Annotated in this window: 8 protein-coding genes; 3 read left to right on the top strand and 5 right to left on the bottom strand. The window is 66.5% G+C overall.

Features of this window, described 5'->3' with window-relative positions; translation table 11 throughout:
- The first annotated feature begins 77 nt into the window (after nucleotides 1-77).
- Nucleotides 78-2,033, top strand: coding sequence for a GGDEF domain-containing protein (locus M622_RS32150; RefSeq protein WP_052028719.1), 1,956 nt, complete (start codon nucleotides 78-80; stop codon nucleotides 2,031-2,033).
- Nucleotides 2,034-2,114: 81 nt separating this feature from the next.
- Here the strand turns inward: M622_RS32150 and M622_RS32145 are convergent, their stop codons facing one another.
- The gene (locus M622_RS32145) at nucleotides 2,115-4,235 is read right to left on the bottom strand and encodes a YgiQ family radical SAM protein (RefSeq protein ID WP_084520745.1); all 2,121 of its coding nucleotides are present in this window, start codon (nucleotides 4,233-4,235) and stop codon (nucleotides 2,115-2,117) included.
- Between the two features lie 158 nt (nucleotides 4,236-4,393).
- A complete protein-coding gene (gene torT, locus M622_RS32140; RefSeq protein WP_245543075.1) occupies nucleotides 4,394-5,470 on the bottom strand; it encodes a TMAO reductase system periplasmic protein TorT in 1,077 nt (358 codons plus the stop codon).
- 95 nt (nucleotides 5,471-5,565) lie between these two features.
- On the opposite strand from torT, the gene M622_RS32135 reads away from it, so the two are divergent.
- Entirely contained in the window at nucleotides 5,566-8,520 is a 2,955-nt protein-coding gene (locus M622_RS32135; RefSeq protein ID WP_021249777.1) for an ATP-binding protein, read from the top strand.
- A gap of 97 nt (nucleotides 8,521-8,617) precedes the next feature.
- Here the strand turns inward: M622_RS32135 and M622_RS32130 are convergent, their stop codons facing one another.
- Genes M622_RS32130 through M622_RS32120 form a run of 3 tightly spaced genes read right to left on the bottom strand, consistent with a single transcriptional unit; the run spans nucleotide 8,618 to nucleotide 10,388 of the window.
- Nucleotides 8,618-9,346 carry a response regulator gene (locus tag M622_RS32130; RefSeq protein WP_021249776.1) on the bottom strand — a complete coding sequence of 243 codons (729 nt, stop codon included), beginning with the start codon at nucleotides 9,344-9,346 and terminating at the stop codon, nucleotides 8,618-8,620.
- Nucleotides 9,347-9,387: 41 nt separating this feature from the next.
- The gene (locus tag M622_RS32125; protein WP_021249775.1) at nucleotides 9,388-9,888 is read right to left on the bottom strand and encodes an RES family NAD+ phosphorylase; all 501 of its coding nucleotides are present in this window, start codon (nucleotides 9,886-9,888) and stop codon (nucleotides 9,388-9,390) included.
- Nucleotides 9,888-10,388 (bottom strand): Xre family toxin-antitoxin system antitoxin, encoded by a 501-nt coding sequence (locus tag M622_RS32120; RefSeq protein WP_021249774.1) that lies wholly within the window; start codon nucleotides 10,386-10,388, stop codon nucleotides 9,888-9,890. The genes M622_RS32125 and M622_RS32120 overlap by 1 nt, the downstream gene beginning before the upstream one ends.
- 212 nt (nucleotides 10,389-10,600) lie before the next feature.
- Between M622_RS32120 and M622_RS32115 the strand changes: the two genes are divergently transcribed.
- Nucleotides 10,601-11,692 (top strand): hypothetical protein, encoded by a 1,092-nt coding sequence (locus M622_RS32115; protein ID WP_021249773.1) that lies wholly within the window; start codon nucleotides 10,601-10,603, stop codon nucleotides 11,690-11,692.
- Nucleotides 11,693-11,831 lie beyond the last annotated feature (139 nt).

Raw genomic sequence — 11,831 nt, 5'->3', positions numbered from 1 at the left:
CCCCCCCACTAGCTGACAAAATGGCGTGCATCTGGTCCGCGTGGAACACTGGCCATACGGCGACTTCACAGGACAACATGGCTCAGCCCCCGGACACCTCCCCACCTCACTCTCATGGATTGCTCGACCGCAACGCTGCGGCGTGGATTGCGCTCGGCCTGATCGTGCTGCTCACCCTCGCAGTGTGGCGGTTCTTTGACGTGCAGTCCGAGGAGCGCATACGGGATCGCTTCCTGCATCGCGCGGAGAGCACCAGGCAAGCCCTCGTGCTACGCCTTCAGGCCTATGAGCAGACGCTGCAGGGTGCGAGCGCCTTCTTCGCGGCAAACGAAACGGTGTCGCGCACGGACTGGGGCAGCTATGTCGGTGGACTGCAGCTCGACCGCTATCTGCCGGGCATACAGGGAACGGGCTTTGCGCTCCTGGTGCGCCCCGAGGAACGCCACACCCACGAGGCGGGCGTTCGCGGCGAAGGCTTTCCGAGCTACCACATCCACCCCGAGGGCACGCGCGAGATCTACAGCAGCATCGTGTATATGGAGCCCTTCGGCGGGCGCAACCTGCGCGCGTTCGGCTACGACATGTATTCAGACCCGGTGCGGCGCGAGGCCATGGAACGTGCTCGCGACACCGGCAAGCTGGCGCTGTCGGGGCGCGTGATCCTGGTGCAGGAAACCGACTCCGGCATCCAGCCGGGCTTCCTGATGTATCTGCCGGTCTATCGCGGCCCGGCCGCTGATGCGCTGGAGCGGCGAGCGTCGCTGCTCGGCTTCGTGTTCAGCCCTTTCCGTGCACACGACATGATCGGCGGACTGTTTGCCGAAGTGCCGCGCGACGTCGAAATAGAACTCTTCGATCACAACCCCGTAGCTGAAAATCTGCTGTTTTCAACGCTCACGGGCGCCCATACGCCACACTTCGTCACCACCTTGGACGTTGAGTTCGGTGGGCGTACCTGGGTTGCACGCTTCAGCAGCACCCCCTTTTTCGAAAGCGACGCACAAAGCGTCGAAGCCCCCCTGATCCTGATCACAGGCGTTACGGTCGGCCTCATGCTGTTTGCCGTCATCCATGGCAACGCACTCTATCGCCGGCGTATGAGCATCGCGGCTGCAAGGCTCGCTCAAAGCCGGGACGACTTCCGCATGCTGGTTGAGAGCATGCCCGGCGTGGTGTTCCGCACGAGAGCCGGCCCGCCGTGGACGGTCATCCACGTCAGCCGCGGCACCCAGGATATTTTCGACAAGCCACCCGAGTACTTCATCAAGGAAGGCCACACGATCGGCGAGTTTGTGCACCCTGACGACCGCGATCGCGTGCACGACATCGTGCAAGCCGCCATTGCCAGCCGCACGCCTTATGAAGTCGAGTTTCGCGTACGCAATCGGCTGCGCGGGCTGCGATGGGTGATCGCGCGCGGCCAGCCCAATATCGACCGCAGTGGCCGGGCGAAGTGGGTGGACGGGCTCATCTTCGACATCACCGAGCGCCGCGCCGCCGAAGCGGCAATCCGCAATCTCGCCTTCATTGATGCCCTCACCCAGTTGCCCAATCGCCGCTTCCTCATGGATCGTCTGCGCCAGGGCATGGCGAACAGCGACCGCAAGCAGCACTTCAACGCCCTGCTTTTCATCGATCTCGACCATTTCAAGGACGTCAACGACAAGCTGGGACACGATGCCGGCGACGCCCTCCTGATCGAGGTGGCAAATCGGCTCAAGAACAGCGTGCGCGAAGGCGACACCGTGGTGCGACTGGGCGGCGACGAGTTCGTGGTGATGCTCGAAGACCTGGGCGGCTCACAACACGAGGCTCAAACCAAGACGGCGCACATCGCCGACAAGGTGCTGGTCGCGCTCAATCGGCCCCATGAGATCGGCGAGCACGCTGTCACCACCACGCCCAGCATCGGTTACACCACTTTCCGTGGTCAGGAGGTGAGCGCAGAAGAGTTGCTGCGGCGCGCCGACCGTGCGATGTACACCGCCAAGGAGGGCGGGCGCAACCAGATTTGCAGCCTCGACGCGGCCTGAAAGCCTCGCCCCCGGCCTCAGTCCCTGACACGATCAAGTCGTACGGCGTAATGAAGACGCGTAAAGAGAATGGAAGCCGATCTAGCGACCCTTCGTAGAGGCACGTTTGGGCGCGCTGTTACAGCCTTTGCGCGCGGGCGGCGCACCCACCGGACGCTTGTCCACCGCCGGCCGCCTTGCTGCTGCGGCAGACGCCGGAGCCCCGGCTGCGAGCACGCGCGCCGGCTGCTGACGCGGCACCAGGCAGTGGGGGCCGTTGCCGATCAGGTCGCCACGCCCCATGTGGATCAGGCCTTCACGCAAGGTCGGCCAGTTTTCCGGGTCGTGCCAGCGCAGGAAAGCCTTGTGCAGCTTGCGCACCTTGCCGGAGCGGGCGGTTTCCACGCCTTCCGAATCCGCCGACACTTTCTTGAGCGGATTCTTGCGCGAGTGGTACATCGTGGTCGCCAGCGCCATGGGCGTGGGCAGGAAGGTCTGCACCTGATCGAGGCGGAAGTTGTACTTTTTCAGCCACAGCGCGAGGTTCAGCATGTCTTCGTCGGTGGTGCCCGGGTGGGCGGCGATGAAGTACGGCACCAGATGCTGCTTCTTGCCCGCCTGCGCCGAGAACTTCTCGAACATCTGGCGAAACTCTTCGTAAGCGCCAATGCCCGGCTTCATCATCTTGGAGAGCGTGTTTTCCTCGGTGTGCTCGGGTGCGATCTTCAACAAACCGCTGACGTGATGCGTCACCAGCTCCTTCACGTATTCGGGCGAACGCACCGCCAGGTCGTAGCGCAAGCCCGAGCCGATGGTGATGCGCTTGATGCCCGGCACCGCGCGCGCCTTGCGATAGAGCTCGATGAGCGAGGAATGGTCGGTGTTCAGGTTCTCGCAGATGCCGGGATACACGCAGGACAGGCGGCGGCAGTTCTCCTCGATCGCCTTGCTCTTGCACGCCATGCGGTACATGTTGGCGGTCGGCCCCCCTAGATCGGTGATGTGGCCCTTGAAGTCAGGCGACTTGTCGCGGATCTCCTCGATCTCGTTGATGATCGAGGCGTGCGAACGGCTCTGGATGATGCGGCCTTCATGCTCGGTGATCGAGCAGAAGGTGCAGCCACCAAAACAGCCACGCATGATGTTGATCGAGAACTTGATCATGTCCCAGGCCGGGATGCGCGCACTGCCATAGGTGGGATGGGGCGCGCGCGCATAGGGACGATCGAAAACGAAGTCCATCTCGGGCGTGGTGAGCGGGATGGGTGGCGGATTGATCCACACGTCGCGCGCGCCTGGCCCCTCACCATGGCACTGCACCATGGCACGCGCATTGCCCGGGTTGGACTCGAGATGAAACACACGCGAAGCGTGGGCATACAACACTGCATCGCCCTTCACCTGCTCATAGGACGGCAAGCGGATCACGCTGTGCGCGCGGTCAGCGCGGCGCGCGGCCAGACGCGCGGCGGGGGGCACGATGCGCACCGGCTGGGCGCCATCGGCTGCAGGTTTGGGCGCTGCAGCGCTGGCTTCCATTGCATAGGGGTCGGCATGGGTGTCAATGCGTCCCGGCCGGTCCAGGGCCAGCGAATCGATCTCCTGCCATTGCTCGGACGGCCGCCAGCCCGGCTTGACCATGAAGGCCGTGCCACGCAGGTCGCGAATGGCGTCGATCGGTTCGCCACCCGCCAGACGATGGGTCAGCGCCACCAGCGCACGTTCGGCGTTGCCGAACAGCAGGATGTCGGCCTTGGAATCGGGCAGCACCGAACGCCGCACCTTGTCCGACCAGTAGTCGTAATGCGCAATGCGGCGCAGGCTGGCCTCGATGCTGCCGATGACGATCGTCGTCCCCGGATAGGCCTCACGAGCGCGCTGGGCATACACCGTCACCGCGCGGTCCGGGCGCTTGCCAGGCTCGGCGTTGGGCGTATAGGCATCGTCCGAGCGAATCTTGCGGTCGGAGGTGTAACGATTGACCAGCGAATCCATATTGCCGGCGGTGATGCCAAAGTACAGCCGCGGCTTGCCCAGCGCACGGAAGGGTTCGGCCGACTGCCAGTCAGGCTGGCTCAGGATGCCGACACGAAAGCCGTGCGCCTCCAGCATGCGGCCGACCAGGGCCATGCCAAAGCTGGGGTGGTCGATGTAGGCATCGCCGGTGATGAGGATGACATCGCACTCATCCCAGCCCAGCGCCGCCATCTCCTGGCGTGACATGGGCAGAAAAGGCGCGGCACGGTAAGCCGGCACGGCACCCGAGGCAATGCTGGAAGCTGCTGATTCAGCAGTAGAAATGATGTTTGAACGCATGATGGGCGCCATTGTATCGGTGTACGACTCAGGCGCGGCGATCGCTGACGATCAGGTCGCCAGTCTCAACGCTGGCCGGGCCTGACCTCATACACCGGCACGAACCCCGCCGGCGGCAGCATCCAGTCGATCGGATACTGCTTCAGCCGCTCGGCGTCGACCAGCTCTACACGCGGGCCGATGTACGGCTCCAGCGCCAGACCTTCGAGCGCGCGCAAGGCCTGGCGCACGGCCATGCGCCCCTGCAGCACGGGAAAGTCGCTGACCGCAACCAGGATGCGGCCGCGCAACAGGCCGCTGTACACGCCGGGCGTGACATAGGAGGACACGATCGCCACCTTGTCTTCGAGGCCGCGCCGGCGCAGTTCGGCGATCGCCACTTCGGCCATGGGTGCGTTGCCCACCAGGTAGTCGATCTCGGGGTGCGCATCGAGCACCTCTTCGACCAGTCGGCGCTGAATGGCGCGCCCGGTGTCGCCGCTGCGCACCGCTGCGATGTGCACCGCGCTGCCCGCGATGGCCGCGCGAAAGCCGCGATCGATGAAGCTGACCCAGCCCGCGCCCTGTGGCCCGGGCAGCCAGGCGACGTGCACTTGCGGCGCGCCCGCGGGGTGGCGCTCGGCAAGCCAGCGCCCGGCCTTCCATCCCAGCTGGTACCAGGGCACGCCGACCTTGCCTGTGACCACCGTGGAGTCAATATCGTTGACCAGCGCCAGCACCGGCCGGCGCGCAAGATAGGGGGCGAGCAGATCATTGAGGCCGGCAAAGCTCACCGTGCCCACCAGCACGGCGTCGCTGGTTTCATCGGCGATGCAATTCGCGACGCGCTCGCGTTGGTAGCCGAGGTTCTCGTAGCCCGCTGCCTCGAGCACGCGCAACTCCAGCCCCAGCGCACGCGCCTCTTCGGCCATGCCGTAGTTCACCGCCAGCCAGTAGCTGTCCTTCAGGTGCGGGTAGACGGTGCACAGCTTCCAGGGCCGCGAGGGAGTCGTGCGCGCCAGCGCCGCAGGCGGGCTGACGCCCGGCGCAGGCGCACGCTCATCCCCGGCCCAGCGTTCGATCGGCCACTCTTCGAGGGCAACGGCTGCGGCCGGGCTCAGGCCGAAGCCGAACCCAGCGCTCAACACGCTGCCCAGCAGCACGATGGACAATGCCCGCGCGGCACCGCGTCGGTAAGATGAACGCCTGAACCTTCCTTTCACCGTTGGCAGCACACTGTGGCGGAAACGACCTGAACATGGACGCTCCATCTTACGCCAAAGCCCCCGGCGCACGTCGCTTCGGCCTGCGCGAGCGCCTGCTGCTCGGTCTCTTGCTGGGGGCGCTGGGCACGGTTGTGGTGGCAGTCGTCGGCTGGCTCAGCTTTCAGCGTGTGGTCGATAGCCAGCAAGACATCATCCGTCACACCTTGCCAACGGCCGACGCACTGCATGACGCGGTGCGCGGCAACGCCCGCCTGGCGGCGCAGGCCCCACGTCTGGCGCGCGCCGACTCGACGGCCGAACTCGAACAGCTGCGCGCGCTGGTGAACCAGGACTTGCCGCTGATACGGGACCGGCTCGCCGCACTCGACTCGCCACATGTCGAACCCGAACTGCGCGCCCGCCTGCAGGCAAGCGGCGACACCTTGTCTGCGCGCCTGGACACCATGGCCGAAACCGTCGCCGCGCGCCTGCGCCTGCGCGACCGGCGCGCGCAGGCGGGACACACACTGCGCGAACAGATCGCCCTGCTCAACGACCTTGCCCAGACACAGTCGGACAACGCGATGGCCTTGCTCGTGTCGACCCTCACCAGCTTGTTGCACGGCGACGGCGGGGTCCTGTCTTTCGGCGCCAGGGAGCGCCGCGCTGCCGGCGACCGTCTGCTCGACCGTGACCTGGACAGTCTCGAGCGTATGCACGAACTCGGCCTCACGGTGCATGGCCTGGGCGCCCTGGTCGACCGGCTGGACGAGCTCGACACCATGGCGGGCGTCGACGCTGCCCGCAGCGACTTCGAGTCCCGGCTGGCCCTGCTCGCACGCCGTGTCGGTGACATTGCCGCCCCCGGCGCACGTCAGCAGGCCAGCGCACTGCACCAGGCGCTGGCCGCGGCGCTGGCGCCCGAGGGGGCCTTTGCCCTGCGCAACACTGAGCTCGAGTTGCGCGCCCGCAGCGACGCCCTGCAGGTGGAGGTGGGCACGCTGACCACCGAGCTCGACGCCCTGGCCGGCGAACTCATCCACCGTGGTGGCCGCATTCTTGCCGCCGCCGGCCTCAAGGCCGAGCGCAGCGCCACCACCGGCGTGATTGCCTTTGGCGTCATCGGCGCCGCGCTGCTGATCATCACCGCACTGGTCAGCATCCAGGTCCTGCGCCGCCACACTCTTGGCCGCCTGCTGGCACTGGAAAGCGCCACCCTGGCGCTGGCGGCGGGTCAGCGCGATGTCAGCATCGACACCAGTGGCGACGATGAGCTCGCCTCCCTGTCGCGCGCGCTCGAGCGCTTCCGCAACGATGCCGTCGAGCGCGACCGCCTGGCCGAAGCGCTGCGCCGGCAGAGCGAAGACCTTGAGCATCAGGTGGCCTTGCGCACGATGGAACTGAGCAGCAGCAACGCGGCGCTGGCGCATGAGATGGAAGAGCACGCCGCAGCCCGCATCGAGGCGGAAAAGGCGGACCGTGCAAAAACCGCCTTCCTCGGCACCCTCAGCCATGAACTGCGCACGCCGATGGCGGGCATTCTCGGCCTGCTCGAGGTGCTGGAAGACACCCGGCTGCTGCCGGCCCAGCAGCACTACATCGCGCACATGCGCGCCGCCGCCACCTTGCTGCTTGAACTGCTCGAGGACATGCTGGACTTTGCCCGCATCGAGGCCGGCGGCGTCCATGTCGAACGCAGCGCATTCACCCTGCGCGACACCATCGAGGACGTCTTCGCCGTCCAGGGCACGCGCGCCGCAGCACGCGGGCTTGAATTGCGTGCCGACATCAGCCCTGAGCTGCCCCAGCACCTGCTTGGCGACCACCGCAAACTCAGCCAGATCCTGCTCAACCTGGTCGGCAACGCCATCAAGTTCAGTGACGAAGGCGCGGTCATCGTGCGCATTCGCCCAGGGGCCACGCCGGGTGCGCTGGTGTTTGCCATCGAGGACCACGGCATCGGCATCGAGCCCGCCCGCCAGCGCGAAGTTTTCGAGGCCTTTGTTCAGGTTCGCGACAGTGGCCGGCATCACGGCGGCACCGGGCTCGGGCTGGCGGTGTGCAAGCGTCTGGTCGAGGCAATGGGGGGAGATATCCACATCCGCAGTGCACCCGGCGCAGGCACCACCGTCAGCTTCGAGCTCGTATTCGAAGCCGCACAGCCTCCGGCTGCCTTGGCGCTGGACGCGTCCGGCGAAACCTTGACGGACTGCCACCGCGTGCTGCTGGTGGAAGACGATGAGGTCAACCGCTTGGTGGCCGAGCGCTTCCTGCAGGCCCTGGGCCAGCAGGTGGTGTGCGCCAGCGACATCGATAGCGCGCTCAAGCTCGTCGCGCAACTGGCGGTGGATATTGCGCTCGTCGACATGAACCTGCCCGATGGCGATGGTCGCGACCTGCTCCAGCGCCTGCGTCGCCTGCCACACGGCCGCCACATCCCGGCTGTGCTCATGTCGGCGCATGTGCCGCCCCAGGAGGTGCCGTCCCTGCTCGATGCAGGCTTCGCGGCCTTCCTGTCCAAACCCTTCAGCCGCAGTCAGCTGCAACACCTGCTCGTCAGCCAGCTCGGCAGCACAGCGCCGCGGGCAAAGGACGCATCGGTGCAGGGCATGGACGCGGAAGACACGGACGCCAAGCCGGCAGCGCAGGATCAAGCCGGCACCGACAGCGCGCCCTGGATCGCCCCCCACTTTCTCGAGGCGGAACGGGAAGCCCTGGGCGACGCCGTACTGCAACAGATCGCGCACGTGTTCCAGACCCAGGGCGATGCCCTCGTGGCGGAGCTGGTGAGCACCGCGCAGGCCGGCCAGGTGAAGGGCTGCGGCAAGCTCGCGCACAAGCTGCGCGGGGCGGCGTCGAACCTGGGACTCACGCGTCTGGAACGGCTCGCGGCGGAACTCGAGGACGATATCGCGACAGGCATGCCAGGTGAAACGCTGGCAGATCGGGTTGCGGCCTTGCAGCAGGCCTATCTGCACTCAGTGCAGGCCTTGCAGTCGGAACTGTAGACGACACTGCCGCGCAAACGCCGGTGCTGTCGCAGTCCACAGTGCCGTGGACTTTGGTCGTGAGCTTCGGTCGTGAGCTTCGGTCGTGGGCTTTGACTCAGGCCCTGTCACGGGCCTCGGCTGCGAGCCGATAGCCTTCGCCGCGCACGGTCAGGATCAGCGACTCAGCCTCGGTGTTGGCGTCGATCTTCGCGCGCAGACGCCGCACCAGCACGTCGATGGTACGGTCCTGCGGATCCCAGTCGCGCCCGCTCACCGCGCGCGACAGGCGATCGCGGCTCATCACCTCGGCCGGGTGCCTTGCCAGCAGCGCCAGCAGTTCGAACTCGCCGCGCGTCAACACCACCTCGCGCCCCTCCGAGTCGCACAGGCGGCGCTGGGGCAGGTTCAAGGTCCATCCGCCAAAGGCGAGAATTTCCTCGTGCGCGACGCGGGCTTCTCCGGTGCGGCGCAGCAGGCTTTTCACGCGCGCGAGCAATTCACGCGGATTGAAGGGTTTGGTGACGTAGTCGTCGGCGCCCACTTCGAGCCCGACGATCTTGTCGATGTCGTCGCTGCGACTGGTGACCAGAATGATGCCGATGGAGGCGTTGCGCGCGCGCAGGTCACGCGCCAGCGACAAACCGTCCTGCCCGGGCAGGTTGATGTCGAGCAAGACCAGATCGACCGCATTGGCCGCCAGGGCCTGCCAGAACACTTCACCGTCACCGGCCAGCAGGACGCGGTAGCCCTCTTGCGTGAAGTAGGCGCTCAGCCGCGCCTGGGTCACGAGATCGTCATCGACGACCACAAGCGTAGGCACGCGCGCATCGCGGGCAGACTGCATCTCTTTGCCTTGTGAAAATGGACTCGTGATTCTACCGAGGTTCACCACAAGCGCGGGTCGGGTCGATAGTCGATGCGGCGCGTGCGCAGTTTTCTGGCGTCGGGATGTGCCGGGTTGAGCACATAGTTCCAGCCCACAGGCACGACCACCGAGGGCACCCGCAACAGCAAGGACGCGCCTGCAGCCAGCCACGCGTCGCCGATGGCCTGAGTTGGGGTGCGCCCGACCGACCAGTCCACGTTGTCCACATTCCAGTGCTCGGGCACATCCACTGCCGTCGCCGCACTGAGAAGCGTGGACGGCAAGGTCACTTCAACCGCCACCATGCCCAGCGGCGCTCGATGTGGCGCGTGAACGCGCTTTTCGAGTTGGGCGAGCGCCAGGCTGTCGGCGAGGTAGATCACCGCCACACCCACGCTGTTCCAGCGCCCGCCGATCATCGCCGCGCCATTGCCGGCGCACGAAAAGTCTTCCGCTGCGCACAACAGCGCGCCGGTGTCGAGATCGATCCAGTCCTGCGCCAACCGCCACAAGATGGCCATCAGGCCACGCTGCCGCTCATGATTCGCCGCAGCGCGTTGGTCACCGCCTGGTAGCCCGGCGTCGTCGCCAGCAATTCGATCGGGACGGCGCCACCCAGCACCGGGACCGGCGCCGCCAGCCATTCGCGCGCGGCCTCTTCGTCGCCAAACACCCGGGTGGCCGCGCGCTCTACCTCAATGAGACGCGCCACCCGATCGGAGTCGTCGTGCGACAAGGGTTTGCCTTCGCGCACGCGACGGTCATAAGTGGCCGTCGCCACGCCCAATAGATTTGCCAGGCTGCGCCCACTGCGGCCGAAGCCTTGGGCAAAGACATCCAGCGAGCCGGTCTCGAAACCCTCGCGCACCATATGGTCGCGTTCGAGGGCTGAAGCCGCGTGCATGTAGTGTTCGACGCTGGCTCCGGCAGTCGATGGGCGGCCTTCTGCAAGCGCGCTGGGCAGTGCGCTGGGCAGTGAATAAGTCGTGCTGGGCTCGCGCAGGCTTCGAGTCGGCTTCATGCTTTTAACCTCGATCACTTGATTACTTACGACGAATCAATTGCACACCTTTGCGCACACCTTGTCAAGCTGGTGGAGAGGCTCAGGCCTGCGGTTTCAGCATGCCCCTGTCGATCACGTCCTTCCACTGCGCCCTCCGCCCCCCTCCCGCCAGTAAAACGCTGCACGCCCGGCACGTGCTAGACTCGCCCGCTCCCAAGCCCTTGATACCGATGCAGATCCAGCTCCTGATTCCGGGCCTGTTGTGGCCCACGGCAACACTGCTCGGCCCGGCTTCCGGGCTCGCGCTCGACGGACTGGCAACACTGCTCGGACGCGGTACGCGCGAGCTGCGTGAGTTCGAGCCTTACGACCGCCAGTTTGCACGCCTGTTCGGACTGGAAGACGCCCACCTGCCGCTGGCCGCCCTGCGCCGTCTGGGCGAAGCCGACGCTGCAGCGACCGAACCCGGCAGCCACTGGCTGTGCGCCGACCCGGTCAATCTGAGTTTTGCGCGCGAGCACTTGCTGCTCCACCCTTTCGCCGACGACGCGCTCGGGATCGATGAAGCCGCCACCCTGATCACCGCGCTCAACGAGCTCTTCACCGACCTCGGTCACTTCGAAGCCTGCACACCGACGCGCTGGTATCTGCGCCTCAAACAGCCCACCGAGGTCACGCTGTATGCGCTGGACGACGTCATCGGCCGGCCGATCAAGCACTTCCTGCCCGAAGGCAAGGATGCGCGCCTGTGGCAGCGCACCATGAACGAGGCCCAGATCGTGCTGCACAACCATGCCGCCAGCCAGGCACGCGAGGCCGCCGGCAAGCGCCCGGTCAACAGCCTGTGGCTGTGGGGCGCGGGCACGCTCACACAGAATCCGCGTGCGCCGGCACAGGCGGTACAGGCCACCGACCCGCTCAGCCTCGGCATGGCGCGTGCAGCCGGCGTACCCACCCGTGCGCCCGAGCGCGCACACGCGCTGCGCCAGAGCACGCTGGTGGTACTCGACAGCCTGCTCAAGCCCGCCCAGCAACTCGACCTGGAGAGCTGGCGTGATGCCCTGGCGGCGCTGGAACGGGACTGGTTCGCGCCGCTCAGTGAGGCCATCAAGGGCGGCCACTTGCAAGCCCTGCAGCTCACCGCCCCCAGCGATCGCGGCACGCTCCATGTCAGGCTGGGCAGCGCCGAGCGCTGGAAGTTCTGGCGCAAGCCCTACGCCTTCGACGCCCTGCTCAAATCCATTGCACCGGCTGCGCACACCGCCCCCGGCGCGGCACCGCCCACCGACTCGCCACGCAGCCATTCACCGAACCAACGATGACCCGCATCCAGCCCCGCGCCGTGCCGCCGCAGGCCCTCAGCCGCCTGTCCAACGCCGGCCTGCACCCGCTGCTCGCCCGCCTCTATGCGGGGCGCGGCATCAGCCGCGCCGACGAGCTCGACACCAGCCTCAAACACCT

This window comes from Thauera terpenica 58Eu (genome assembly GCF_000443165.1).
Lineage (GTDB): Bacteria > Pseudomonadota > Gammaproteobacteria > Burkholderiales > Rhodocyclaceae > Thauera > Thauera terpenica.
Note: the sequence above shows the minus strand (reverse complement) of the source record. Positions and strands in the feature narration are given on the sequence as shown.

Coding starts and splice junctions, on each gene's coding strand:
- M622_RS32150 (WP_052028719.1), top strand. CDS start 78: ATGGCTCAGCCCCCGGACACCTCCCCACCTCACTCTCATGGATTGCTC.
- M622_RS32145 (WP_084520745.1), bottom strand. CDS start 4,235: ATGTCACGCCAGGAGATGGCGGCGCTGGGCTGGGATGAGTGCGATGTC.
- M622_RS32135 (WP_021249777.1), top strand. CDS start 5,566: ATGGACGCTCCATCTTACGCCAAAGCCCCCGGCGCACGTCGCTTCGGC.
- M622_RS32130 (WP_021249776.1), bottom strand. CDS start 9,346: ATGCAGTCTGCCCGCGATGCGCGCGTGCCTACGCTTGTGGTCGTCGAT.
- M622_RS32125 (WP_021249775.1), bottom strand. CDS start 9,888: ATGGCCATCTTGTGGCGGTTGGCGCAGGACTGGATCGATCTCGACACC.
- M622_RS32120 (WP_021249774.1), bottom strand. CDS start 10,388: ATGAAGCCGACTCGAAGCCTGCGCGAGCCCAGCACGACTTATTCACTG.
- M622_RS32115 (WP_021249773.1), top strand. CDS start 10,601: ATGCAGATCCAGCTCCTGATTCCGGGCCTGTTGTGGCCCACGGCAACA.